This is a genomic window from Rhodococcus sp. 3258, assembly GCF_031456475.1.
GTDB lineage: Bacteria > Actinomycetota > Actinomycetes > Mycobacteriales > Mycobacteriaceae > Rhodococcoides > Rhodococcoides fascians.
The window spans coordinates 21,492-46,607 of sequence record NZ_JAVDUT010000013.1; the positions used below are offsets into that span (position 1 = coordinate 21,492).

22 protein-coding genes and 1 pseudogene are annotated in these 25,116 nt (G+C 60.4%); 12 read left to right on the forward strand and 11 right to left on the reverse strand.

The features are described 5' to 3' along the window. Positions 1–14: 14 nt before the first annotated feature. Positions 15–836, reverse strand: a complete 822-nt coding sequence (locus tag J2X62_RS24295; protein ID WP_310184009.1) for an aminoglycoside 6-adenylyltransferase — start codon at positions 834–836, stop codon at positions 15–17. Between the two features lie 982 nt (positions 837–1,818). On the opposite strand from J2X62_RS24295, the gene J2X62_RS24300 reads away from it, so the two are divergent. Further along, complete coding sequence (locus tag J2X62_RS24300; protein WP_310184011.1) at positions 1,819–2,274, forward strand: hypothetical protein; 456 nt, start codon at positions 1,819–1,821, stop codon at positions 2,272–2,274. Between the two features lie 38 nt (positions 2,275–2,312). Continuing rightward, positions 2,313–2,930, forward strand: coding sequence for an SDR family NAD(P)-dependent oxidoreductase (locus J2X62_RS24305; RefSeq protein WP_310184013.1), 618 nt, complete (start codon positions 2,313–2,315; stop codon positions 2,928–2,930). Between the two features lie 190 nt (positions 2,931–3,120). On the opposite strand, the gene J2X62_RS24310 is transcribed toward J2X62_RS24305, so the two are convergent. Then, the gene (locus tag J2X62_RS24310) at positions 3,121–3,552 is read right to left on the reverse strand and encodes a MarR family transcriptional regulator (protein WP_310184015.1); all 432 of its coding nucleotides are present in this window, start codon (positions 3,550–3,552) and stop codon (positions 3,121–3,123) included. A 161-nt stretch (positions 3,553–3,713) separates the two neighbouring features. Between J2X62_RS24310 and J2X62_RS24315 the strand changes: the two genes are divergently transcribed. The 3 genes from J2X62_RS24315 (at position 3,714) to lipB (ending at position 7,207) form a co-directional block, all read left to right on the forward strand. Continuing rightward, entirely contained in the window at positions 3,714–5,066 is a 1,353-nt protein-coding gene (locus J2X62_RS24315) for an MFS transporter (protein ID WP_310184017.1), read from the forward strand. Between the two features lie 2 nt (positions 5,067–5,068). Continuing rightward, entirely contained in the window at positions 5,069–6,397 is a 1,329-nt protein-coding gene (locus J2X62_RS24320; protein ID WP_310184019.1) for an amidase, read from the forward strand. Between the two features lie 228 nt (positions 6,398–6,625). Further along, entirely contained in the window at positions 6,626–7,207 is a 582-nt protein-coding gene (lipB, locus tag J2X62_RS25490; RefSeq protein WP_371832768.1) for a lipoyl(octanoyl) transferase LipB, read from the forward strand. Here lipB and J2X62_RS24325 read toward each other — a convergent pair. Beyond that, positions 7,160–7,600 (reverse strand): helix-turn-helix domain-containing protein, encoded by a 441-nt coding sequence (locus J2X62_RS24325; RefSeq protein WP_310184021.1) that lies wholly within the window; start codon positions 7,598–7,600, stop codon positions 7,160–7,162. The two genes, lipB and J2X62_RS24325, sit on opposite strands and share 48 nt — an antisense overlap. A gap of 677 nt (positions 7,601–8,277) precedes the next feature. Between J2X62_RS24325 and J2X62_RS24330 the strand changes: the two genes are divergently transcribed. The 5 genes from J2X62_RS24330 to J2X62_RS24350 are packed head-to-tail and all read left to right on the forward strand — an operon-like array spanning position 8,278 to position 12,809. Then, positions 8,278–8,616 carry a hypothetical protein gene (locus tag J2X62_RS24330; protein ID WP_310184022.1) on the forward strand — a complete coding sequence of 113 codons (339 nt, stop codon included), beginning with the start codon at positions 8,278–8,280 and terminating at the stop codon, positions 8,614–8,616. A 41-nt stretch (positions 8,617–8,657) separates the two neighbouring features. Then, positions 8,658–9,905: an acyl-CoA dehydrogenase family protein gene (locus J2X62_RS24335; RefSeq protein ID WP_310184023.1), complete on the forward strand. Its 1,248-nt coding sequence runs from the start codon at positions 8,658–8,660 to the stop codon at positions 9,903–9,905. Then, positions 9,902–10,756 (forward strand): hypothetical protein, encoded by an 855-nt coding sequence (locus J2X62_RS24340; protein ID WP_310184025.1) that lies wholly within the window; start codon positions 9,902–9,904, stop codon positions 10,754–10,756. Before J2X62_RS24335 ends, J2X62_RS24340 begins: the two co-directional genes overlap by 4 nt. Next, positions 10,753–11,739, forward strand: a complete 987-nt coding sequence (locus J2X62_RS24345; protein WP_310184027.1) for a ThiF family adenylyltransferase — start codon at positions 10,753–10,755, stop codon at positions 11,737–11,739. The genes J2X62_RS24340 and J2X62_RS24345 overlap by 4 nt, the downstream gene beginning before the upstream one ends. A 32-nt stretch (positions 11,740–11,771) precedes the next feature. After that, complete coding sequence (locus tag J2X62_RS24350; protein ID WP_310184028.1) at positions 11,772–12,809, forward strand: TauD/TfdA family dioxygenase; 1,038 nt, start codon at positions 11,772–11,774, stop codon at positions 12,807–12,809. Between the two features lie 169 nt (positions 12,810–12,978). On the opposite strand, the gene J2X62_RS24355 is transcribed toward J2X62_RS24350, so the two are convergent. Beyond that, positions 12,979–13,722 (reverse strand): hypothetical protein, encoded by a 744-nt coding sequence (locus J2X62_RS24355; protein WP_310184030.1) that lies wholly within the window; start codon positions 13,720–13,722, stop codon positions 12,979–12,981. Continuing rightward, positions 13,719–14,639 carry a ParA family protein gene (locus J2X62_RS24360; protein ID WP_371832764.1) on the reverse strand — a complete coding sequence of 307 codons (921 nt, stop codon included), beginning with the start codon at positions 14,637–14,639 and terminating at the stop codon, positions 13,719–13,721. The genes J2X62_RS24355 and J2X62_RS24360 overlap by 4 nt, the downstream gene beginning before the upstream one ends. Positions 14,640–16,441: 1,802 nt before the next feature. Between J2X62_RS24360 and J2X62_RS24365 the strand changes: the two genes are divergently transcribed. Then, positions 16,442–17,617 carry a site-specific integrase gene (locus tag J2X62_RS24365; RefSeq protein WP_310184032.1) on the forward strand — a complete coding sequence of 392 codons (1,176 nt, stop codon included), beginning with the start codon at positions 16,442–16,444 and terminating at the stop codon, positions 17,615–17,617. A gap of 292 nt (positions 17,618–17,909) precedes the next feature. Here the strand turns inward: J2X62_RS24365 and J2X62_RS25495 are convergent, their stop codons facing one another. The 5 genes and pseudogenes from J2X62_RS25495 to J2X62_RS24385 form a co-directional block, all read right to left on the reverse strand. Further along, complete coding sequence (locus tag J2X62_RS25495; RefSeq protein ID WP_371832765.1) at positions 17,910–18,305, reverse strand: GNAT family N-acetyltransferase; 396 nt, start codon at positions 18,303–18,305, stop codon at positions 17,910–17,912. Between the two features lie 261 nt (positions 18,306–18,566). Further along, positions 18,567–18,927 (reverse strand): annotated as a pseudogene (locus J2X62_RS24370) (Lsr2 family protein). 146 nt (positions 18,928–19,073) lie between these two features. Beyond that, positions 19,074–20,360: a hypothetical protein gene (locus J2X62_RS24375; RefSeq protein ID WP_310184033.1), complete on the reverse strand. Its 1,287-nt coding sequence runs from the start codon at positions 20,358–20,360 to the stop codon at positions 19,074–19,076. A 214-nt stretch (positions 20,361–20,574) separates the two neighbouring features. After that, entirely contained in the window at positions 20,575–21,093 is a 519-nt protein-coding gene (locus tag J2X62_RS24380; RefSeq protein ID WP_310184034.1) for a hypothetical protein, read from the reverse strand. Positions 21,094–21,155: 62 nt separating this feature from the next. Beyond that, a complete protein-coding gene (locus J2X62_RS24385) occupies positions 21,156–21,533 on the reverse strand; it encodes a hypothetical protein (protein WP_310184035.1) in 378 nt (125 codons plus the stop codon). Positions 21,534–21,892: 359 nt separating this feature from the next. Between J2X62_RS24385 and J2X62_RS24390 the strand changes: the two genes are divergently transcribed. Continuing rightward, positions 21,893–22,888 (forward strand): hypothetical protein, encoded by a 996-nt coding sequence (locus tag J2X62_RS24390; RefSeq protein ID WP_310184036.1) that lies wholly within the window; start codon positions 21,893–21,895, stop codon positions 22,886–22,888. A gap of 390 nt (positions 22,889–23,278) precedes the next feature. Here J2X62_RS24390 and J2X62_RS24395 read toward each other — a convergent pair whose 3' ends face one another. Further along, positions 23,279–25,024 (reverse strand): hypothetical protein, encoded by a 1,746-nt coding sequence (locus tag J2X62_RS24395; protein WP_310184037.1) that lies wholly within the window; start codon positions 25,022–25,024, stop codon positions 23,279–23,281. Positions 25,025–25,116: the final 92 nt, after the last annotated feature.

The following is a 25,116-nucleotide window of genomic DNA, read 5'->3' on the forward strand; positions in this document are numbered from 1 at the left end:
TTGCGCCGGAAGAGTCACCACCAATTTGCGCCCGAGGCTCGGATCGCAGTCAAGATGCGGTCAACTTCCTCGCCTACGGCGGTGTGATGGAACGGGGCGAGGTTCGTCGCTGTTGCGATTCGATTGGCCAGCTCCTGAAATAATGCAAGGGTCGCTATGAGGGCCTGGCCGCCGCCGTCGACATCGCCGAACGGGGCCCAGCACCTGTCGAGGCGGGCCTGTATGTCTTCGTCCATCCACTGGCGCATGCGCGTGCCCAGGTACCGCACATCGCGTGTCGTTCCGTATCGGATTTTGTGGTCCCATTCGATCATCCGCAACAGCTCGGCCTTGAGGTCCGCATCACGCGTGATCGCGGACCACGGTTCGTCGCGCACTATGGCTTTCGCTGCCATCAGCGCAGCTGCCGAAGCCCAGTTGCAGCACTCGTCGAACTGCTCTTGGTCTGGACGCTCAGGCTCGTGTGCCCGCAGCGAGAAGGACGCTGTCAGGCCGTCCTTGTCGAGGAGGACCTGGAACGGTCGATCGTATTCGCCGGCCGCATCGGCCACATCCACCAGAGTGAAGTCGAGCTTCCCACCGACGTAGTAGACCAGGCGTGTGGGCTGGTCTTCACCGTTCTCCAACCGTTCGACGGCGAGCACATCACCGAGGTCGAGCCACCAGGAATCGTCGTTTTCCAGCAGTTCTGTGTTGCGAACGTACAGTTCGATGTCCCGGTCCGACAGCGGATGCGCTACGTGCGTTGCGGCGGATCCGGTTAGAACGACGGCCCTAACATTCTCGTTATGCTTCGCCCAGGTCAGTACCGACCGGACAGCCAAGTCATAGTCCACGGTCTGAATTATCCGTACGCACGCTCCGCCTGCGGGCGTCAGGTGTTCAGGTCGGTTCGGGGCTGCACGGCTGGGTCCCATAAGAGCGAGAGTGATGGGCGCGCCACCGAAGCACCCTTGACTGGGTGCCAGAAACGATCGTTTGCGGCACTCGATCCAACCCGCACGCATCGAGGTCCGACGGACGACCGCGTCCACGTCTGTTGAGTTGTGGCATCGCCGGGGTGCCGCGTTACAGAACGCGTTACACTAGACATGTGTCTACGCCCCCGATCACGTGGACCGATGCCAGTGAGGACCACATTGCGCTCCATTCAGTCCTTCCGGAAGAGGTCGAGGCAGTCCTGTTCGGACGGCCCCGGCTACGAGTTACGGGCAAAGACGAGCTGACCTACTACTTCGGACAGACTGACGCTGGTCGGTACTTGTTTGTCGTAACCGCGCCAGCACTCGATGGAGGTACGTACGTGGTCACAGCACGAAACATGAGTAGCACCGAGAAAACTCTTTTCAAGAAGAAGGGGAGGTAAACGTCCATGCCAGAGAACAATGCGGAAGGCCGTCGACTGGCCGCGCTTCAAAGGAATTTGGACACAAATGACTTTAGCCACTTGCTGGCAGACGCGACTCTCGATACCGATATCGATGACAACCCAATGGTAGGCATAACTGTGCGACTGCCGCGGAATACACTCCAGAAAGCACGACAGATTGCCGACCACAACGGCACACGTGTGACGACACTAATTCGCCACTGGGTGGAGCAAGCAGTCGGTCAAAACACCTCAAGCCCGCCCGACACCCCCCGTGTTGATTCCACGCCTCCAGCCGCGGGGTCGGCGGCGACCATAACCTCGTCCTGGACCATCGAGGCCGTTGGCGCCTTTAGATCTCACCTTCCCGCACGGGGAGACGAGTTCGACTCCATAGTTGAAGCCATGACTAAGGGTGCACGCTTGTCGCGCTTCAAGGAATCGTTGCGATGACAAAACCGACGGACAAATACCAGGACGCGATCTCCAATGAGGAGACCCCAATTCCGCCGCCGGAACAAGACTTCATGCTGGCGGGACTGGTTGAACTCATCAACCGCTCTACGGGAACGGAACTCGGCGTCACGCTACACGTCAGAGGAACAGTCCTTTCGGGCCTCATGATTTCAGGGGAGAGTTACCTTGACAAGCAAAAGGTGGTACTGACCGAAGCCGGGGAAGGGCCTGCTGCTTTAGCGCAATATTTTGATATTTTTTCCAGCGTTTACAGCCAAAATCAGGAAGATGACAAACCCTTCCTTTCCCCACCTCTCCCAGCCTATGTGCACCTGCGATCGGCCAGCGTGATCGAAAATGGAACTACTCAGGTTACGTTCCCTCTCTGGCGAGGCAGACTTAGCGAAGTAAGCGGCTGGAGTATCGGCAACTTGGGAAAGATTCAATAACAGTCAGCGGCGGTCGCCCGGCCACTAGCCTTTTCGTCGTGGCGACTATCGTCGAGGTTGCAATCTGGCACTCACTGCCCAACGCGGCACGTGGCCGGACCGCGCAAACGAGGTCGTCCTGGCCCCCATTGATGTGGGTCGGCCCCACCACCGTCACCCGCGCGGTGCTTCCGGTGATGCGCTCGCAGCGCAGCGGTCACATCGTCACCCTCAGTTCGACAGCCGGGCTGGTCGGGCAGGAGTTCGTCGCCGCTTACTGCGCGTCGAAGTTCGCCGTCGAGGGGTGGATGGAGTCGCTCCGGTTCGACCTCGCCCCGTACGGCATCGGCACCACCATCGTCGAGCCCGGCTTCTTCCGGACCGAGCTGCTCGTCGAGGGGTCCTCGACCATTTGGCCCGAGTTGTCCCTCGACGACTACGCCGACCGCACCGCAGCGACCATCGACGCGTGGAAGGGGATGAACGGTCAGCGACCCGGGGACCCCGCCAAGTTGGCCGCAGCCCTGATCGAACTGACCGATTCGCCGCAGCCGCCGTTGCGGTGGGTCGCCGGCGTCGATGCGGTCGACGTCGCCGCCGACAAGGCACACACCCTGCTCGCCCAGGTCGACGCGCACCGCGCTCTGTCGACATCGCTGAATCACGACGACGTCTGACCGGGACGGATCGACGACCCGAGTGTCGACGCTCGCGCGGCGTTCGCTGCGTCCACCCCTTCGATGATCCACCGCGCCCGAGCTCGGCGACGCCGCAGATGAAATGCGCCTGCGGACCTGCGGTGGTGCTGGAGACAGGGGTGATAGAAACGTTCGTTTACGTCACCCACTTACTCGTCGCGCGGCTTGGTCAATGCCCAATCGTGTCTCTGGCTAGCGACCTGGTGCCCAGAAACGGCGTGAGGAGTTGGTCTTCGTCGACCACCTGCCGCAACTCGGTGTCCACCGTTGCGGCAGCTTTCCTGAATGCATGCTCGCCGTTGGCATTCAGGCGGATTCGGGATCCTCGCGCGTCGCTGGGGTCACGCTCGCGGTCGATGTACCCGGCGTCGAGCATTTGAGTAACAAGTCGTGAAATCTGCGGCTGGCTGCGAGAGACCGTGTGGGTCAGGTCCGGGACCCTCACCCACGTTCCGGCCTCGTTCATCTTTTCCATTATTTGGTAGGCGCTGACGCACAGATGGTGATCGCGGGCCAGTACTCGCTCAATTTTCGCCGTCGAGGCTTCGCATGCACGAACGAGGGCAAGCCAACGGTCTGCCAGCGAGGTGTTGTCTTCCACGCCTTCCAGGCTACCGCACCTCACTAGCAATAATGCATGCGCATGCATTACAGTTCACAGCGAAAGGAGCTCACATGACTCGCGCAACCTCTCCCCACAGTGCAAATCAGGCCGGATCGGTCGAATCTGGCACTGACACAACAACCCCCAGCTGGGCACCTATGGCCGTAGTCGGCATCGCCCAACTGATGGTCATGCTCGACGCCACGGTGGTCAACGTCGCAATCCCAAGCATCGGGCGGGATTTGACGACGAGCACAGCCGCCCTGCAATGGGTCATCAGCGGCTACGTGTTGATGTACGGCAGCCTCTTACTGTTCGGCGGGCGCCTAGCCGATGTTCTCGGACGCAGGCGAGCCTTCGTCACCGGGCTCACCCTGTTCGCGTTGACCAGTATCTGGTGCGGACTCGCGACCGCGGCCCCCCTCCTGATCTCGGGCCGGATCTTGCAAGGTGCAAGCGCCGCAGTACTGTCCTCCGCCGCGCTGTCGATTGTGATCAGTACCTACACCGAACCAGGCAATCGGCGCGTTGCTTTGACTGCGTGGAGCGGCCTCGGGGTGCTCGGCGCAACCCTCGGTGTTGTGCTCGGCGGCGTTATTGTCGATCTGCTGAGCTGGCGTTGGGTATTTCTGATCAATGTTGTGTTCGCAGTAGCCGCAGGCATCGCTGCGTACCGAGTCTTGTTGCCGCTACGCGCGACCACCGGACGTTCACTTCGTATCCCCACGGCGGCCCTCGTCAGCATCGGGCTCGCCGCTCTGACCTACGCCCTGATCGAACTTCAAAACGGTCTCAGCGAGCCACGCGTGTGGATTTTCTTTGCGGCCGCCGTAGTGATCTTGGGTGCTATTGGTTTTGTCGAAGCACGATCGACGGACCCGCTCCTCCCTCTATATCTACTCCGAATCCGGACGTACCTTGCCGCCAGTATTGGCTTGATGCTTGCTGCGGCGGTCATGATCAGCAGCTCGTACCTCGGGAGTCTCTATTTTCAAGACGTGCACGGTATGAGCCCGTTGCTCGCAGGCCTGAGCTTGCTTCCCATGGGCCTGGCGTCGTTGCTCGTCGCATTGATACTTCCGAAATTCATCGCATCTCAGGGGCCGGTACGCACGTACATCGCCGGTGTGGGAGCACAACTTATCGGAGCGGGCGTTCTCGCTTCCGGCCTCGACACCATCCCGGCAACGATTGCGCTTCTGGCGTTGATCGGTGCCGGCCTACCCAGCGCCTTCGTGCCGCTGTACGGAGTTGGGGCCAGCCACGTGGAACTCAAGGACTCGGGCGTGGGATCGGGACTTCTCAATACCTTCAACCAGACCGGCGGTGCCCTAGGAATCGCTGTGGTGGGCACCGTGATGGCGGCAGTGATCCGCGCGAACGGCGATACCTCATCGCAGACAACATTGGACGGAGTGGGAGCAGGCTTCCTGGCCGTTGCACTCGCCGCCGCAGCCGGTTTGGTCGTCGCAGTCGCACTCCGTTCCCTGACTCGACCGAAGGCAGGCTGAGTATGTCCACTACCGAGTACACAATTGAGTCGTCAGCAGCGGTCTCAGCCGTCGAGCATGCAGAAGCAATGGCCAGGGAACATGCCGAAGATCTCGGCGTATTCGCGACCTCGTTCTATGACATCGCCCGCGAGGAGGCCCAGGGAACGACCGGACCGCTCGCTGGTGTCACCCTCGGTGTCAAAGACATCATCTTCGAGTCCACCGCGCGGACCGCGGCGGGAAGCAAAGTAGAGCTCTCCCCATGGCCTCGAAATCAACCGGAAAGTACCGCAGTTTCGCGACTCAAGGCGGCGGGTGCAGTGGTGGTAGGAAAGACCACAACCATGGAATACGCCCTGGGGGTTCCAGATGTCATCACGAGTCGAAATCCATGGAACCCAGCTCGCTGGGCGGGCGGCTCCAGCTCTGGCTCCGGGGTAGGCGTCATGACCGACTGCTTTACCGCAGCGATCGGTACTGACACCACCGGTAGCCTACGAATCCCGGCAGCGTACACAGGGGCCACCGCCATCAAGCCAACGTTCGGATTGGTATCAACTGACGGGATATACCCGCTCGCACCATCCATGGACACCGTTGGCCCCATCGCGAGGTCCGTTGATCTGTGCGCTCGGCTCCTCGATGTCATGGCGCAGCCCAATTCGACTGACACGGGCGGGGATCGGAGCTACGCATCTGCCGCAACCGAGAGCCCGGGTGGACTCCGAATCGGCCGCCTCAATCTGGACCCGTTCGCAGACGACGGAATCGATCCGCTACACGGCCTCCTGTATTCGCAGACCGGGAACGTTATGAATGACCTTGAACTGGATACCGTGGAACTAGCGCTTCCTCAGTATCCGTTACTCAACGTGGTCGGAAATGTGCTGATGCTCGCCGAAGCACACGAAATCCACCGAGACACCCTCTCCAATCATTGGAAGCAGTACGGCCGCGGAGCTCGATGGGTCTTCTCGGCCGGATCCTCGATCTCATCGGCCGATTACCTGCGGGCCCGGAGGCTGCAGCGAGTACTCATGGCTGCAGTCGATGCTCTCTTCGACGTCAACGGTGTTGACGTCGTTCTCGCCGCTACCAACCATGTGGGCGCTCCGCTGATCGACCATATAAACCCACTCAATCCCGCGAGCTATTTGCCCTCGATGCACACGACAGCGTGGAGCGTCACCGGCCACCCCGTCGTAACACTGCCCATTGGTCTGGATTCGAACGGCATGCCGCTCTCCATGAGCCTCATTGCCCGACGTGGACGTGATCGAGACGCGATTCGCGTCGCTGCAGCTTTCCAAGCTGTGACCGACCATCACACTATGGAGGCACCCCGGTGAACGATCGCGCACTCATACAAGATCAATACACCGACGAGGACCGTGAGGCCCTCAAAACAGTACAAACCATCGCACAGACCTTAACCGGCATCCTCGGCACAGTTGATACCGATGTCGTGACTCAAGTCCAGTAACTAAGTGACAACCCCGACCCCGACCCCGCGCGCGCTCGCACCGATGCGGGTAGAGAATCTCGGCGAACTTCCATACCGGTCAGCAATGCGACAGATGCTGCAATGGCACGAGGATCGGCGCACGGGTGTGGAGTTGGATACGCTCTATCTGCTCAGTCATCCGCCTACGATCACCACAACCCGCCGCGGTCCCGGCCTAGATGAGCTCCCTCCCGCCACCGCAACGCTCGATGTCGTGAAGTCGGATCGTGGCGGACTGGCATCCTTCCACGGCCCAGGCCAGATCGTGGGATACGTCATCGCCTCCGTCGGAGCCCTTGGGCCAGTCGACTTCGTAGCAGCCGTATGCAATCAGGTAGCTGAAGCAGTCCGTCGTACTGGACTCGACGTGCGAGGACATAGCGAACTAGGACTCGACGCAGATCGCGGTGGGGTGTGGACTCCCAACGGAAAACAAAAGGTCGCCTCAATCGGCATGCGCGTCAGCGATCGCATCACGCGACACGGATTTGCGTTGAACGTGGACATTGACCTCGACGGGTTTTCGCAGATCTTGCCGTGCGGACTTCTACCGGGAGTAGTGACCAACCTCGAGCAAGTTGCCAGTCTGCAAAATCAGCGCGCACCTTCACGCGACCGGATCGTAAGCGCGCTTACCGCAGCATTCAGCCACTGATCTCGATTCGCTTCGAGGACGCGGTAGGCGCGCAAGGATCACATCCGAGGCCATCTCGTCAAAATCTCGACGGGCGCTAAAAATTTCCGGCCCGTACTTGTACGACCATTCGACGATGGTGCGACCGAGCACGAGCAAGCTGCCCCCAACTTCAGTGAGCGTGTAAGTAATCGTCTGGGTCCTGCCGTTGCACGCAGCGCGCTCAATGAGACCGTCACGCTCCAACCTCAAGAGAGTCTCTGACAGCACTTTCGCGGAAATCCCGTCGAGATTGTCCTTGATTTCCTTGAATCGGACTGCGCCTCTGTCGATCTCGCGAAGAGTGAGCATTGTCCATCGCTCGCCAATTCGGTCCAGCACAGGACGCGCTGGGCATTGGTAGGCAGCAGTCATTGTGTTCCCCCTGGAGAGTCCGAGTAAGAAATCTGTTGCCAGTCGGGCGAACGCACCGGTTACATAGGGCCCCTTGTCTCATGCGCGGCCGCTCACCCCCACCGCTCCTTCTGCTCGTACATACAGAGCACTGCGGCAGCAAGCAAGATTGTAACCACTACATAGTTACCTTCGCATAGCATCACGGCGATGTTTGCCAAATTGTCACCTTTGAAGTCGCTTACGCCCCCGGTGGTGCTGTAGAGCTGATGGACGCCGAGGGACCGGCGCGAGACGTACTTGCAAGCGGTCGAGACCGACGGCAAATCGCGGCGCGATGATATGGAAAATCAGGCAGGGAAGAGGTCAATTGGTGATTCCCCTCACATCGATTGATGATCGTTGATCGGTCAAATCCAAGAAAATATGCACAAAGCCTTTGCCGCTCGCTCCGCCAATACTAATGACGATGCAGCTGCCGTGAAACGTCATTTTGACTGCCTGGCAACGGAATTGATTGATCGATCCGCTAGAAGAATCAAGCCGACAGAGCTCGAAGCACGTCGGAGCGGGTGCGGAATCTCAGCCGATAGTTGGGAGTAGCCGTCACTTACTTGTAAGTAACTTAATTACGTTGAAGTGGTACAAAATCTCGCGTTCCATGGCGTCGGCGACACCCACTACGGATAGGACGCCCCATGGCAACAGCGACAACTCACTCCCCCCTCATCACGGCCGAGGCGATCGCGACGGCGACGGCCAACAGTGACGCATGGAAAGCTATCGCCACCACAGTTCGATTCGAGTTTGCAGGACACGAGCCCTTCGCCATCAACCCTGATGGTGAGCTCACGGATGAGCAAGCCACCCACACCTTCCGTTTGGACCAGGAGACGCTGTCGGCGCTAGCCACAGGCGATCTGAGCTTTCTACGAGCCGTCACATCGCGCCGCGTCCACGTTCTTGGGCCAATCATGACGACGTTCGCCATCGGACAAGCCCTTCAAGGACTCGGCCAGCTTCGCCAGCAGTCCTAATTCGCCCTCTCGCTGTACACCTCAATCCAGACGGAGACCCTATGACTGCCGCCCTCGCTACACCCCTGAGCCCCGTAATTGCTCCGTCGCACGACCATCCGCTGCTACGCGCTGACGAGAGAGCAACCCTCGCAACCATCAGCGAGTTTGCGCACGACGTGATCGCTCCCGGGGCAGCACATCGCGACGCGATCGAGAAAGGTGATCTTGCTTGGGATATCGTGGAACAAGGGCATGCAATCGGACTACTTCGCATGGCAATGCCCCAGGAACTCGGTGGCCATGGTTTGAGTAACCTCGCCGTTGCCTTCGCACTCGAAGAACTCGCAGCCGCAGACCCTGGAATGGCGCTCGTCTTCGGTGCAACGGGCCTGTTCCAAACACCGCTGCTGATCTGCGGAAACACGGAGCTGCAAGAGCGCTACCTGACAAAATTTCTAGGCCCTGCCCCGGTCCTCGCATGCAACGCTGTCGCCGAAAAGCTCAACGGAACCGACCTTGTTCTTCCTCAGAACGCGCCGTACGCACAATCGATGACTACTGCAGTCAGGGAGGGTGATTCGTACCTACTGACAGGAACCAAGCGGTACATCACCAACGCGCCGGTTGCTACCTACGCCACAGTAATGGCCAACATCGACGGTCACCCAGGATCAACCGGAATGACCTGTTTCGTCACCGACCTCGAACAGCCGGCAGTGATACGGGGCGAGGTGCACGACAAGGTCGGGTACCGTACCGCTCCCGCAGGCGAACTCATCTTCGACGGTGCACGCGTACCGGCCGAGAACATTCTTGGCGACGAGCTCGGAGGCTGGGACCTCAACGTCGCCATCGGAAACATCACCAGGGTGACTTGCGCGTCGATCTCCACCGGCATCGCCCGCCACGCTCTGCAACGCGCCATCGACTGGTCCAGCCAGCGCCTACAGAGTGGTGCCCGCCTTTATGAACATCAAATGTCTGCACGGAAGTTTGCCGACATGGCTGCCCGGGTGTCAGCTTCTCGCGCCCTCTACATCGACGCGGCAGTCAAATCCGACAACGAAATCCCCACTCCAGCTTACGAGCCGGCGGTAGCCAAACTAGTTGCCGACCGCGCGGCGATCGACAACGCGGATGCTGCTATGTCGCTGATCGGTGCCCAAGCCTTCCAGCGTGAAGACGGAATGGACCGCGTGCTGCGCGATGCGTACGGGCCGCGAATCTACGAAGGTAGCCCGGAAGCTCTCGCCTTGGTCATCACCGGGGAGCTATTCGGTGCTAGCGAGCAAGTCGCTTATCTATGACTACTATCCCCTCGACGGGCCCGGTCGTTCTGAGTCCAGAAATCGTTGCCCCAGACAGTGCCGGACAACGTCAAATCGATACAACCTCTCCTGAGGGCCTACGGGTCGTCACGGTTGCCGGCGAGAAGCTTTCAGCGTTCGACCTTCACATGATCTACACGTTCCGATATCGCCAGTACCGCGCCCGTAGATGGGTCAACACCGAGCTGGCGGACAACCTCAACTTGGTGAACGAACCGTATACGCAGGCCCATGCGCAGCAAGATCTCCACACATTGGTGATCGAGTCCGATACTCAGATACTTAGGGGCTACGGGACTCTCGCTGATAGCCGCGACAATCCGGGCATCGACCTCGATAGTTCGGCCCATCAGAGGTTCGTAGTCGAGCGCGACTACAACATTGATCTTGCCGACCACCTCGATCCGCGCGCCCGAGTTCGCGAAGGCAAACGGCTGATCCGCGACTATGCGATGCCCCGCTCGAGCGCGGGCGCGTCCGTCCCCTGGTGGGTGTACTACGCATGGGGCCGGGGGTGCGCACAATTCCTCCACTCGAATCAAAACGCAGCCATAGTTGGGGACGGCAAGCTGAACGGGGCAATCTCTCAACTTCGACTTCTGGGCTTCAGCGTGCAGGTGCTCCATGAGACCACGCCAGTGCCGCCGGCCGACGACGATCTTTTCGCCCCGATGTGGGACCAGAACGAACGCTCCTATCCGTTCGTTCTCACCGATGAGGCAGGCACGCTCGACGACACTCTCGATCTACTTGAGTCCATCCTCCGATCCGGCGACCCCACAAGCCTGCGCCTGAAACTGTCCGAACGAAGAGAAGGAGTCACACGATGACCACCGCCACCACCAAGCCGTCACCGGTCGGCGACACGGCAACCTTCTCGGCCGCGACAGTGCTCACCAGAGAAGAGTTCTACAGCGGCCTGACCACTCGTAACCGCGGCCTCATCTCGGCATCGCTGCAGCATCGAATCAGTAAGACTCGAATTCTCGTTGCAGGGTGTGGGTCTATCGGCGGTGCAACCATCCAGCCGCTCACACGCATGGGTTACCAGTATTTCTCCCTCGCCGACGTTGGGGAGTACGAGCTGAACAACCTGAATCGACAGCACGCTTTCGTCGACGCGCTCGGCCACAACAAGGCAAACTTCGCGGCTGAGACAATCACTCGCATCAATCCACATGCTGAATGCGTCGCCCACACCAGTGGTATCACCGTCGACAACGTCGGGGACCTCGTCGCAGAAGCAGACGTGATCATCGACGGTGTCGACGTGACCACTTCCAGTGGCCTCGAAGCCAAGATCGCCCTCCACATAGCTGCATTGGCGGCCCGCAAGCCGGTGATCACGGCGTGGGACATGGCGGGAATGCTTACAGCGCAATACTTCGACTACCGTTCCCTCTCTGAGATTTTCGCAGGTGAGGTGACGCCCGAGGAAGCGTCCCAGCTGTCGATATGGGAAGTCATTTTCCGGATTGCGCCCCGCCGGCACATTCCCGCTGAGATGTACCGGGAACTGCGGTGTGGGATGGCGACCGCTGACTACAGCGTCCCGCAACTTGCCGAGGCCGCAACTCAGTTCGGTGCCCTCGCAGTACACATGGTCAACGTCATCGTGGGGGGAGGTCGCCTGCGCAAGACCGTTGCAGTCGACGTGCACAACATCACCCGAACACTGCCCGGACAAATGGCTGCCACCGCACTCCGACCGGTGGAGTTCGTCCGATTCGCCACCTCTATTGGTGCCGGAAAGACATGGAACGGGTTCGCCCCATCCTCACTGTTTCGATTCTCCCGCCGTATCACCCAGTGACAAGCGCACTCTCGCACGCAGAGGACACTCAGATGACCACAATGAACCCCTCCAGCAGCATTGGCTCGGCTGCCCTGGCGTACACCGACATTCGTGAGCACGCAGTCAACGTCGGCCCCGCTGACGCATTCCGTATTGAACAGGCGGCCGCCCACCTGGCCACTCTGCACAGCCATCGCAGCCTGCACTCGCCTATCCTGCTACGAGACATAGAGGTTGCCGCCCTATCAGCTCTTCCGACTCATGTCACCGAGAAGCTGATCGAATTCCGCGATCACAGCAACAGCTGGGGAACGCTACTCCTACGTGGCATGCCCACGGGAATTGTCCCGGTCACCCCCGAGGCAGACGATTCCGAGGATTGGAGATCAGTACCAACGTCGAGCCTCGTTCAGCTCATGGTGATGTCAGTGATGGGACGCTCGGTCTCCTACAGTGACGAAAAGTCAGGGCACCTCATTCAAAATGTCGTACCTCGACGCGGATCCGAGACTCGGCAAGAAAACAGCGGTTGTGTTCTCCTTGAGCTGCATACGGAGGACGGGTTCCATCCAAACCCACCGCATTTTCTCAGTCTGCACTGCCTCCGCGGCGACCACGACAACCTAGCGGCGACAGTCACTAGCGGTGTCGGGGATGTCCTGCCTCACCTCGACGCAGCCGCAGTCGCCGAACTGCGCCGATGCAACTTTCGGACAAAATTCAGTACTTCCTTTGTCGACGACCCCACACGAGAGCAGTGGACTCTTCCACACGCAATCCTCACCGGGAACGGAGAAGTACCGGATCTAGTCGTGGACTTCAACGCAACCGAACCAATGACGCCAGCGGCGTCGGAAGCCTATTTCCACCTTAGAAAGGTCATGATCGACAACCTTGTCGGTGTTGCGTTGCAGCCGCAGGAGATGATCCTTGTCGACAATAGGCGAGCCGTCCACGGACGAACGTCTTTCATTCCCCGATACGACGGCACCGATCGCTGGCTTCGTCGTTCCTTCTCCATCTCTGACCTGCGGCCTCTACACGGCTACCTTCAGCCAGGACAGCGTTCGCACCAACCAGTCACGTAGACGCCAACCGATCTTCGGATAGGAAGTTCCGGGGAAAGGCAATCCGAACTGGAGAGCACAACGACGCACGGGACACTCTGCGACGAATAGCTTACCGAGCGTGGGGGTTCGGAGCGCTCAAATACGTACCGGTTCGAGCTCGATGTTCAGGTCTTGCTCGTCGCTGCAACTAGTCCACGCGCAGGTATAACCGCAACGCTTGCTCGACAAGAGCGCTTCTACTCCCCGCGCCCCAGTCACTGGCCAGCTGGTCAAGTACCGCCGCGTCAGCGTTGATCACTCCGGCGAGCGGCACCCGTGCACGGGGTGCGTTGTGTCGGCGGCGTATCGGCCGTCCGGCCTCCGCCCGTTTGAAAAGCCCGCCGCTGGAAGTAGCTGCAGATCGTTCCCAGTGGGCCTGCAACTCGTCCGCGTGTTGCTCCACAGCGTCGAGCACAACCTGCCCGTAGGAACGGGCCGTCGTCGGATCTACGCTGCGCTCCTCAAGGGTGAGTGAGCGAAGGGCACTGTAAATTTCTTCCGGCAGCGCGACTTCTGGCGGTGCGACGCGATTTGCGCCGATCGACGCATCTCGTCGAGCAGACTTCCGACGCGCGTCCGCTCGGCGAGCAGAACTTTGCTTTTCGTCGAACTCGGTTGTTGCCGCTTCGATCTGACCTGAACGCTTGGACGAAGGCTCTTCATCCAGCGCCACAGATCGAGGCTGTGGCGGCGCTTCAGCGGTAAGGGTCTCAGAGGCTCTAGACCGATCAACGGTAGCACCAGCGGTCTCTGCTTCAGGAGCATCCGCAGCATCTTCTCCGACCGAGCTCGCCGCTGCGGCATCGCCGACCAGATTCAAGGGTGGCAAGACGTCGTCTAGATCGTTCAGGGCGTTCGGATCAAACGCGGCGCGCCGCTTCCTCGCGCTCATGCGACACCGCCTTTGGTCCGGCTACGTTCCGCGGTGGATACGCGGCTCAGGATCTCTCGTGTCAAAGCTTGGTAGTCAGACGCCAGACCCGAGGGATCCCTCGACCACAACCGCTCTGCAGCTTTTCCTTTAATGCGGAGGCGCTGTAGACGATTCTTTTGATCAGATTCGGCTACGTCGACTAACTCCAGCGGAGTGAGGTGACGTGTTCGCAGATCGACGGCCGCGGCTCGGTCGGATCGAATGAAGGTCTCGAACGGATCTGCACCACTACCTTCCAAAAGGTCGTGGACTTGATCGAACACCTCACGATTACGAGCTGTCGCACGGGGGTTCGTGTCAAAGAGCACAACCCCCAGCAGCTGTATCTCAGAGCCGGCTTTACGGGCTCTGAGGTACCTGGCTGCAAGCAACTCAACTCCTGAAAGGCTGGCATCGTCGTCCTTTGTGGGGACGAGTAAGTACCGGGCCGTACCAAGCAGAGCTTCGAGCAGGGGCGCGTCACCTGGACCCGAATCGATAAGCACCAAGTCGTAACCTTCGGCGTCACACAAGTCGTTCAGCGTCTGAGTTAAGTTCCCCCGCAGATCAATTCCTGTCTGCTGGGCGGTTGCGGCAACGGACGCAACTACGGCGAGAGCCGGCCCACCGGGGATCACGTCCAAGTTTGGGCGTGCGTCGCGAATCGGCGTAAGAGGCTGAGCGAATTGCAACGCCATGCTCAGACCTCGCCCCTTGTCGCCATCCACGCCCAGGTCTGAAGATGTCACGTTGGCCTGCTGGTCTGCGTCGACCACGAGCACACGACGGCCAGCAGCAGCAACCATTCCCGCCACGGCTGAGACAATCGAACTCTTGCCAACACCACCTTTTTGATTGGCGACCAATACCGATCGTGCAGTTCCCGTCGTCGTCACACGCTCAAAGTACCGCATAAGGGCTATAGACACCGCCTCCGACACGCTCAGCGCACCGACCGGTCACATGGCTGCCTAGCACGCATGGCATCAGTCGTCCCGAACAGCTCTAAAACAAGCCTGGCTAGCAGCCCTACAACCTGTCCGTACGGCAACTAGTAAAATAGTTGTTTAACAAGCCTGGCATAGGGCCAGGATTAAGTTCTGAGTTACGCGCTTGTCTGAGGTCGTATCACCAGTTATACCAATGGAGACGTGGGCGGCTCTCTGCACGACCTTCTGTACGCTCCGTTTTAGAGCTCTACACAACACTTTTTATGCGACCCGCACTATGCGCTTACATGCGGCGATGCAAAAGACCGGTCATGACGCCTTTTACCCTGCCTACTTTACGGATCGTGCAGCCGCGTTTTATTCGGCCTTACTAATGGTCCGCGACCAACCCTGCTATATGGTCTTATGTATGGTCTTAGCTATGGCCTTAGGAAGGGCCTACGCGATAGTTGCAAGCATACCTGCAGCTAGGAGCGGCCATTGCACGACTAGCACAGCGCCAGGAACTGCCGACATCCATACTCTTGAGCCACCGTCACAGTAGCGTATACAGGGCAGACCGGACGGAGCGAGCGGCATGAACCATATGGCATTCCGCCCTCATTTGGCGCGCCCATGTAGCGCCTCGCGACTCCCGCTCATCAGGGCCAGACCTCGGCAGTAGCCATGAAACGCAGAGCAAGCACCGCCAAATCCACAAGGCTTTGATCCAGGTTTGCCCTGACAACATCGACAATTCGTGTACCCCGACACACCTCGTGACCTACCAGCGACTATGCAATTCGTCAGGTCGAGGAACCGACCAGCGAAAGATTCGAACAGGCATCCCGACAACCAGTATGCAGTCGGGCCTCAACGCGACAGGCGCAGTAGCCCGACCCAAAACGGATGAACCGAGCAAGTCACAGGCATGGCTGCTTTAGACGGCGAACGCGTCAAATGACACCGCGCAAGGGGAGCGGCGGATGGCCGTCCACGTCGGCAAACCATCTGCGGGAAGTACACCGAGTACTTAACCGCCAGGTACAAACCATCTTTGCACCTCCCATTACCAGGCCCGCCCTCTAGCTGTCCATACAGCCATACGTATGGGCTTACACATGGGACTAACCCGGCGTATCCCCGCCTTACACTTCAGCCAGAACGTAGTCTCACGCTCGACGACCAAGTCAGGATCAAGCAGGGATCGTGCCGCCCAGGGCAGGCAGTCGGTTTCGTCACGTGACACTGTGCGTCCTACAGAACTTGGACCGACGCCAGGTACGAATTGATGGGCCACCCCAAGCAGAGGTCACAACCGTCGATACGACAACCTAACCAGTCGGTGCGTCGAGCGTCACTGATGGCCGATGCGGACAAACCGCAGGGAGAAGGTGTTAGCGACGCCCGAACACCCGTGCGCCGATAGGTGCGGCTGTCAGCACAGTCCGCCAACACTCTCGGCATGAGACGCTGACACACCCTTTCTGCAGCTCAAGCTGTGAGTTGTACGTGGCTCTCAATCACACCTACCGAGGTCAACAACCGAGCAGATCAAGATTGGGCCCCAGCTCAGCCCAATGACATACCCGCGTCACCTCGCATTCCCGCTGGTGAAAAACGCGGCGCGAAGCGACATCTGATAGTCACCAATATTTTTCTAGATTTAAGCAATGTAAATTGCATTTTCCGCGCCGTTTAGGTCAAAAGACCAGATCAGCACGGTTTTGCTCTGCAGACATGTCGGTGACCTGCGCTAAACTGTAGATATGGACTACCGACCGGGCCGAACACCTGCGGAGACCCGTTCCGCAGGCATTTCGGGCACGGGCAGGCCGATGGCCGTCGAGCCGGAGATCCCGCCCGCCGTCGCGAAGCGGATCGCGACCGCTGTGCAATCCTCCCGATCGGAGGGAACGCGTAAGACCTACGCGGCGGCGTGGAGACGCTTCACCAGCTGGTGCGAGTCGAATGGTCACGTGACGTTGCCGGCCCACCCGGTCACCGTCGCCGCCTACCTCGTCGACGCCGCCGACACCCGCACCGAAGGAGGGGAACGGGCATACGCCGTCGCCACCTTCGGAACGTGGATCGCCGCGATCAACCATCAGCACCGGACGACCGGGCATCTATCTCCGTCCGCGCACGAACTGGTGACTGCGACCCTGTCCGGGATCCGGCGGGAGTACGCCGCGGCGGGGGACCGACCTCGCAAACCGCGGGATCCGTTGTTGGTCGACGACATTAAGCTTCTTGTCGGGACGGCCCGCGAACGTTGCCGGGGTTGGGCGGACGAGGTGCTCGAGCGCCGGGATTCAGCGATTCTCCTGCTCGGGTTCGCCGGCGCATTCCGGCGCAGCGAACTCTCGGAGCTCGTCTGTGGGGACGTGACCGTGCACCGGCACGACGGACTCCATATCCGGCTGCGGAAGTCGAAGACCGATCAAGAAGGCAGCGGAGCAGTGAAGGCGTTGCCGTACACCGAAAGCCACGAGACCTGCCCACCCTGCGCCTACGTCCGCTGGATCCAAGTTGTCGCCGCATTCGATGTCAGCGGCAGGCCATCAGTGATCCGGCTCCTTCGTAAGCGGGAACCGTTCGACAGACACGTATGCCCTGGGGGAGTACCGCGCACAGCCGCCCGCTCACCGCTGCTCCGGGCCGTTGCCAAAAACGGCAACCTCGGTGCCACCGCGCTGTCCGGAGCTGCGATCCACCAAACCATCCGCCGCCGCGCTGAACACGCAGGATTCGACCCGACCGCGCTGGCGAAGCTCGGTGGGCACTCGCTGCGCGCTGGCTTCGTCACTCAAGGCACCCGTAACGGTGCCGACGGATCTGCTATTGCGCGGCAGACGGGTCACGCCAGCCTCGACTCTGTCGAGGTGTACCGGCGCGAACACGCGCCTCTTGTAGGCAATGCTGTGACCGACATCGGGTTGTAGAACCCGATCATGCTGTGCCACAGCCAAAAGGCGACTGCCTAAGCAACAGCTGGGCCGGCTGGTCACCTAGTTCTGTATTCCATTCTTCAACCGCTGTGGTCCACGGTCTGCGACCCCTCGCGCGTCGTTCTGGCACTTTAAATTAGAGATAAACCTGCTGGCTGTGGGCCTGGGTCGTCATTCCATCGACACCCGAGGGACCCAGATGAACGTGAACTGTGCGCCGCAATGTTTGTCGACCTCGCCGCCGGCCAATCGTCGCAGTCCTGGGCTTAGGGAGATGAAGTCGTGGCTACCGGTAGAACCAGCAGTTGTAGGTTGGATTGCTATTCACAATGACAGACGGCGAGTCCGACATCAAGAACGGAAACGGTTCACCCGGTGCCAACACCGTGAACCCCGCACGCTCGTAGAATCCCGTTGCGCTGGGCTCACACTGACCCCAGATCATAGCCAAAGGGGTCCCAGGCAGTAGCTGTTCCACCATACCGAGCGAGACCGTCCCAACTCCCCGTCCACGGGCCTCAGGTACGACGACAAGATGCTGTACGTAGAGCACGTTGCCGCGTGCATACTGTTCGGCGCTGGCCACCAAAACGCCGAGGACAGATTCGTCCCTATCCACTGAGACCAAGACACCGTTCAGGTCTTCATCGAGAGACCAAGTAGACATGCCGTCGATGTACATACGGACAAGGGATTCAACGGTGTCCCTATCGCCACTAGTTCCATGCCGGACACTCACCCCTGCATCTAGCAACGCTTGCGCGTACCGGAGGTGCCGATTCCTGGCGTCGCTATTAGCTGCTGCTCTGAGTTGTTTTACAGGGCTCGAACTACGGCTTGACCGTGGCTCGCGCTTCTTCGACCGGCGTCCCCTTCCTCTAGACACAAAGCCAACCTTAATTCATCGCCGCCACACCTGTAGCTGTTGAGCCCGCGTGGCGTCCTAGTGAGCCGCGTCGAACGCCTCGACGATGCTCTCCGGGATTCGACCGCGATCGCTGATCTCGTAGCCTTCGTCAGCGGCCCACTGACGGATGGCGCGCGTCTGAGCGGGATCGCTCTTCGGAACAGAAGACGAAACCGTCGCCATCGATGGAGCGGCCGACGACGGCTTGCGCTTGCGGCCACCCACCCACCCGCGTGGCGTGCTCGATATAGTAGTCGAGTTTGCGGTGAAACTCCGTAGTGTTCTTCGTTTTGAGGTCGATCACGTATTCGACACCGCTAACCGCGAAATCGATAGTTTCGCCTGATTCGTCGTCGATGACCGAACCGTCGATGTCGTCGATCAACTGAGTACTCATATTGCTTTGCCATGGTGAGAAATTCCTTTTCTCTAAAGTGAACTTGTCATAATTCGAGACATCAGAATAGCGATAGCTTAGTAACCTGCTGCTGTGGCCCCACTAAAAGGTCAGCGTTCTGCGCCCACGCGACGATTCGACCCGAATTAGACCTCGGGGTTTTCGATCCATGTGGACGCATCTTGGATTGTTAATTCGCCCGCTCGTTCGCGTAGGAAGGCTCGTATCTGCTTCCCGGTGATCTGGGCGTTACGCATGGCTCGATGAAGGATGAATAGTGCGGGCGTATCGATGGCGAGGCCTGGTGCTGCGGTGAGCTGTTCTCGGTCGTCGTCCCGGTAGATGTGCGCTCCCCGAGCGGTGGGGTCGTGTGCAATCATCCGATTGACTAGCAACCACTGACGCGGAATGAACGGGGGTTTTTCCTCGCGTTCGAAGTGGGCAGCGTACCGCGCCAGCGCCATGACCTTGGCTGACTTCGCCCCTCTTGCGATTCCCGTTGCATCACCGATGGCGAGCCATTCATGCAGGTCAGGATCGGTAATTCGATAGTCTTCTCGTGGTTCGCGAGCGGGGTACTTTTTGTCCATGTCGAGGACGTCGTAACCGAATTCGCATAGAACGTCGCGTACTGCGTTCTGCAACTCTGCTCCGGTCGCTGTCAGCAGTGCCTTCATGTGACTGTCCGTGGCGTTTGCGGCCTTACTTTGCAGGTCTTCCATACGTTGTCTGTGTTCCGACTGGACAGCGGCGAACCGTTCTTCTTCGTCAGCTATCGCGTCGACCGCAGATCGTTCCTCGTATGTGAGCCAGTCGTAGCTTTCGACCCACCCCGGGAGATCCGGGAACTTGTCGCTGTCGATGGTGTGCCAGTGTCGAAGAGCTGCATCCCACCACGGCGTGAAGTCGGTGATGTCCTCGGGAACGAACCAAACCGCGCCGCCGTCGATATGGCGGTAGCGGCCTGCGAGCATCACGTTCGATGGTCCGAACGCCAACACTTCGATGGTGGGGTGGCTGTCATGGGCGTCTGCTGTCAATTGCAGTGTTGCGCCGATCTGTTCGTCCCGTGTGGAAGCGACCAGCAAGAGTGCGTCGCGGAGCTGGTCAGTGTAAGGGTCTAGATCCACTGTTCCGGCTGAAATCTGCGACCCAGGAACCGACCTGATCTGCAACCATCTGTTGTTCCCGCTCGCATCTGTGATGTTATCGACAACTTTGGTATACGCCGTTTTACTGGGGCGAAAGATGTGGAAGACAAAGAGGTTCTTGGGGATGTGCTGCCTGAATCTTGGGCCACTCGAAGGCGCAGAACTTCGAAAGTACTGAATAAGTGGACTGTCGGTGACTATGGCATCCCACTCTGTAAGATCTACCTCATCTAAGTCATTGATGAACTTATAGGTGCCGGGTCGTTGGTCAATCACATCCACCCATTGAGGCGGGAGTGGCGCTGCATCGAGTAGCTCAGTAGGACCGAAATATCGGTCCTCAAGCCACAGCAGGACGCGGGGGTGAGGTGCTGCGTTGAGAACATGAGCTACCGGAGGCATCGAGACCCTGTCTGATGGTGATGTGTGGAGTGTCTGTTGAGTTAATCCCCGAAGCGGGGCTGAAGCCCAAACACCTCGGGCAGGAGGTGCTCAGCTAGCTTGAATTAGATTGGGGGTGTTCTTGCTGGTGGGGTGTTCCCAATTCGGATGTCCAGAGGATACGGGCGGTGACGGTCACCCTCGTTGTCGGCGGGATATGAAGGAATTGTGGGTCTTCGGTCCCTGACTCGAAGTCCTGGTCGTAGCGGACCCGCTCTGCGGCCCACTCTTGGGCCAGGTCGAAGTCAATTCCCGCGCCGGGGTCGGCCCTGGCCACCTTTACGCGGCGTGGACGCTCGTGTGTTGGGTCATTCGCATGAAGTACGATTTCGACGTTGTGAGCGGTGTCTGCGCCAATGTTCTTGATCCGCCAAATCGGCTCCTCCGGACGATCGGAGATCCAATCGCAGGCCCACGCGACATCGCTGCGCTCCTGTGCTCTCGCGTCGATCTCTTTGACCCGGTTGTCTGTTGCTCTTGCTCGGTATCCGCCCCAGATGCCTGCAGAGCCGCCAATAAGGCCGCTGGTCGCGCCGATGACCCCGCCGAGGGGGCCCACCCAGTCCCAGCTCATAGTCCGATTGTAGTGCGCGAAGCGTTTGACACTCTTTCGGCTGCTAGGTCTGCCGGGTTCTTTTAGCCCCCGAACCCTGCGGAGTTGAAAGCTAGCTGGGTGCTCTCGGAGGTGACTGCTGTCAGGAAGGCACCTCCAATAGCGGAACCGATGCGGCGCAGCATGCGCAACCGGCCGTGGACGGTCGCAACATCTGGATCGCTTTGTGTTACTGCGCTTTCCACATCGGCAATTGCTCGTTCCGCGTCGGATCGTTCTTCGTCGTCGTCGATCTGCCTCGCTGCATTGCGTATCTGACTGATGGCTTTGACCACTTCGGCGAGGGCCGGATTGTTGGTTTGTGTTTGGGTGGACCTTGTACCTTGGCCGACCACACCATGGTTGGTTCCAACGCTGATGTTGTAGCTGTCTCTCGATGCGCGGTACACGTTGACGTCCACCGCGGGCACGTGACCGGAAGCCCGCCCAGCATGCAGTCGGCCGCCTGCCCAGCGAGGAGTGTCGACCATGATCACCGTGTCGGTGCGAGCGCTGGGCGAGTGCTGTCATGGCCAGCTTGAAGCCGAGATCATTCCTGCGCATGAACATGTTTACGTGCCGGTCCTGGCATCGGCTCCCGGCACTCACGCTATGCAGGCTGTGTGCTCCCTCGTTCGGCCACGCCACTATCAGCGGTGATACTGCGCCATCGATCGTCGATATTGATAGCCGTCCGCGCGCGTACGCCCAAGGTTCGCGGCGAGCGACCTGCGGCAAACTCTGTCTGATCCGGTCGGCCTCAGCCGGTAGCGTCACACCTGTGACACCGAGAGGCAGCACGGTGAGTGGATACAGCTATCAGTGGTCGCTGTTCGTCGATTGGTGCGCTGCGGCCGACGTCGAGGCGCTACCCGCGTCGCCGATCACGCTGGCGCAGTTCCTCGCTGAAAACCCCGCCGGCGACGCGGTCCAATTGCGCCGGGTCTCCGCTATTAACCGCGCTCACCTCGACGCCGGCCAGCCCGCTCCCGGGCGAGTCACGTCGATTCGGATCGCACTGGACTCAGCACGTAGCGACAGAACTTTTCGGCGTGCCGAGCAGAACCAGGCGATCGCGGCCGGACTACCGATCTCCGGATCGACAGCTGCACTGTTCGGCCGCCGCGACGCCGTTCTTCTCGTTCTTGCCGGAGCGGGTTTGTCCCACAGGGCAATTGCAGAACTTGACCGCACAGACATCACCACAGACGGCGACGGGGTGTGGATCGGCGGCCGCCACCGAGTCAGCATCGCCCCCAACGGCACCACCGGTGTCGAGCCGGCCACGATATGGGATCGATGGCACACGGTCCTGCAGTTTTCCGAGCGCTATCCCTCGACGACGCTGCTGGCAGAACATCTGCAGCGCAATACTTTTCCCGATATGACCGGGTTGCCGCAGCGTCGCGGTCCGGTCGCGGTGCCGATCGATCGGTGGGGCCACCTTCCCTTGCCGGTCACGGCGATGACCGCAGCAGAGGTCGGCGCGGTGATCGCCAGGCACCGCGCCGGCGTTTCTCCGCTGCACACCCCACGTCGCCCCGTCATCAGACCGTCCGACGGTACCGATCGGCGTGACCCGAGCGCCGCGCCGGAGCCGGTCTCTGCAGACCTCGACTCCCGGTACTACCGATCGGGTGTCGAGGCACGTCGTCGCGCCCACACGGCGCTGGCCGATGTACCGGACATGGTCGATGACGTCGAGGACCGCATCGAGCAACTCCTCGAACGCACCCTGCACCTCCTTGGCTCATCCGACAGAGCTGGTAGCACCTGACACGTTGGGCTTGAGATTCGGCGCAACGCGACTCCCACCGTCGAACACAGCGATCGGACCCCAACTCGTTGCCCCGCTCCTGCATACGCAAGGGACTCATATGGTCTCCCGCCCGCGCGGCCTGGTTGCCTTCACCGTCCCAGGGATGGCTGACTTCATCCGCCGTCAACCCAACGCACCGGTCATCTGACCCCAACGACCAAGGACGTCGACTGGGTCGACATCGAGCACGTCGCCCGCTCACGCAGCCCGGCATCACACAGCGGCGGCGGTATGTGAATCCAGTTAAGTCCGGCGTTGCAGCATCCAACTTCGCGGTGGGCGAGCGATGCAAATCCAGACCGGCGTGCCCGCGTCTTCCCCAGGTGGTGGACTGTGAAATACAGTTCGTCAGAGCGGGTCTGGTGGTCCTGTGTTCATCACGGCCAGGATGTAGTCGTGGTCCGGTGGGTCGGCCGGGTGATCATCAGCAATTGTGAACACCGACCGATCCGGTTCCGCCGGGGTGCGTGCGTCCTCCCGAGCTGCGAGCCATTCTCGCCAAACAATGCGTTCGGCGCGGTGGCGCACGATGCGGGCACGAACGGCCGACGTAAGCCCGTGACGATGGCCGATGTCGTCGAGGTCGACCGGCCCGACACCGATGTGGGCGTTCTCGACCGTGAGCAGGCCGGCAATGCGCAGATCCAGCAACGCCTCGTACCCGCTGGTGCGTCCGACCCCGATGGCGGTGAACAACTCGTCCGGAGTTAGAGGCTCCGCTGCGGCGACCACAGCGTCGTAGAGGACGCGGTGACGCCATCCGATGACACTCCACGCCGGGTGTACAGACTCCACCTCTACTGGCCCTGCCACGGTGTCCATTACCGCCGCTCGCCCCGCGGGCGTGGGCACCAACGCATACCGATCCGGATTCTGGCCCACCCCGCGCTCAATCAGCAACAGCGGTGAGCCCTCCATATCCCGCAATCGCTCCAGAACTGACCACACCGTTGATTCAGGAAGCATGCCAGCGGCGATGGACAGTGACCTCCCACCGACACCGACAGTGGGAACCCCTTCGACCATCTGCCCTGACACTGCTGCAGCCCACGACAGTGCTTGAACGACTGCATGGGTAGTCCAGCGATCTCGTCGGTGAAGGAACTCGGAAGCGACCCAGGTTTGGGCGTGGGTAAGCCACAAACGAAGTATCGGATCGTGGGTGCCCCCTGTGTGCTTTTGCTTGTGCCCGGTATCCCGGACTGGGTCGGGGAGTGCCGATGCGGCCCAGTCGAGGGCACGGGCAGTATCGCGGCGGATGGCGCGTTCGGGTTCGGCGTAGCGGGCGTACGCGGACCGCACACCCGCCCAAGCAGGTTCGGTGACGCGGGTGAGGATGTCGGCAGCGCTGGCACCGGAGAGGACTGCGTGGGTGATGACGGACTGGCGTGCTTCCGAGCGTGAGGGCCAGCGGCGGGTATTGATGCGGCCGCTGCTGGCGAAGTCGCGGACGCAGCGCGGCGGCGGACTGGAGCGGCAGAAACGCGGATGCAACCGGGCGTCATCGCCGCTGCCGAGGACCCGTTCAGCCGACGTCTCGGCTCGGACGTGGGCGTCGATGGGGCTTAAGGCCGATCGACCCGTTCCTCCGAGCAAGGCTTCGAGCCGCTGGAGTGTGCCGGCATCGGACCCGACGGTCAGGATGTCGGACGCTGTAGCCGGGTCGAGGTCGACGAGGGTGCGGTAGCCACCTTCTTTGCAGTGCGAGCCTGGCACGGTGATGCAGCCGGTGGAGTCGTTGGTCATCGGTGTGATGTCCAAGGTGGGAAGCCGTGCTGAGAGAAGGCGCAACAACGGACGCAACTCGTGGGCGGTGACTGTTTTTCCCGGTGCCAGCGGTACGAGTACGTGTCGGCCGCCGCTGGTCGATTCGTCGACTACTGCGCGGCCACCGCATTCGGTCAACCAGGCCAGCAGGCGCGTCACGTCGGCGACAACGGCGGCGTGGCCGTGATGTTTGGTGTCGAAGTCCAGGGCAACGATGCCGGCGCGCCCGCGTGAGAACAGCGGCACAGCCGATGGCAATGCTGGTCTTTTGACCGTCAACGGCCCTGCCGACACGTATTTGCCCGTCGTCGGGTCGTAGAGCCTCATCGATCGGCGAGCAGCAATGGCCGGTGCGAATCGATGCCATAGCCGGTCCGCCGTAACATCCGGACGGACGACACGAGCATTCAATCTTGTAC

Coding starts and splice junctions, on each gene's coding strand:
- J2X62_RS24300 (WP_310184011.1), top strand. CDS start 1,819: ATGACAAAACCGACGGACAAATACCAGGACGCGATCTCCAATGAGGAG.
- J2X62_RS24315 (WP_310184017.1), top strand. CDS start 3,714: ATGGCCGTAGTCGGCATCGCCCAACTGATGGTCATGCTCGACGCCACG.
- J2X62_RS24320 (WP_310184019.1), top strand. CDS start 5,069: ATGTCCACTACCGAGTACACAATTGAGTCGTCAGCAGCGGTCTCAGCC.
- lipB (WP_371832768.1), top strand. CDS start 6,626: ATGCTGCAATGGCACGAGGATCGGCGCACGGGTGTGGAGTTGGATACG.
- J2X62_RS24325 (WP_310184021.1), bottom strand. CDS start 7,600: ATGACTGCTGCCTACCAATGCCCAGCGCGTCCTGTGCTGGACCGAATT.
- J2X62_RS24330 (WP_310184022.1), top strand. CDS start 8,278: ATGGCAACAGCGACAACTCACTCCCCCCTCATCACGGCCGAGGCGATC.
- J2X62_RS24335 (WP_310184023.1), top strand. CDS start 8,658: ATGACTGCCGCCCTCGCTACACCCCTGAGCCCCGTAATTGCTCCGTCG.
- J2X62_RS24340 (WP_310184025.1), top strand. CDS start 9,902: ATGACTACTATCCCCTCGACGGGCCCGGTCGTTCTGAGTCCAGAAATC.
- J2X62_RS24345 (WP_310184027.1), top strand. CDS start 10,753: ATGACCACCGCCACCACCAAGCCGTCACCGGTCGGCGACACGGCAACC.
- J2X62_RS24350 (WP_310184028.1), top strand. CDS start 11,772: ATGACCACAATGAACCCCTCCAGCAGCATTGGCTCGGCTGCCCTGGCG.
- J2X62_RS24355 (WP_310184030.1), bottom strand. CDS start 13,722: ATGAGCGCGAGGAAGCGGCGCGCCGCGTTTGATCCGAACGCCCTGAAC.
- J2X62_RS24365 (WP_310184032.1), top strand. CDS start 16,442: ATGGACTACCGACCGGGCCGAACACCTGCGGAGACCCGTTCCGCAGGC.
- J2X62_RS25495 (WP_371832765.1), bottom strand. CDS start 18,305: ATGTACATCGACGGCATGTCTACTTGGTCTCTCGATGAAGACCTGAAC.
- J2X62_RS24380 (WP_310184034.1), bottom strand. CDS start 21,093: ATGAGCTGGGACTGGGTGGGCCCCCTCGGCGGGGTCATCGGCGCGACC.
- J2X62_RS24395 (WP_310184037.1), bottom strand. CDS start 25,024: ATGAGGCTCTACGACCCGACGACGGGCAAATACGTGTCGGCAGGGCCG.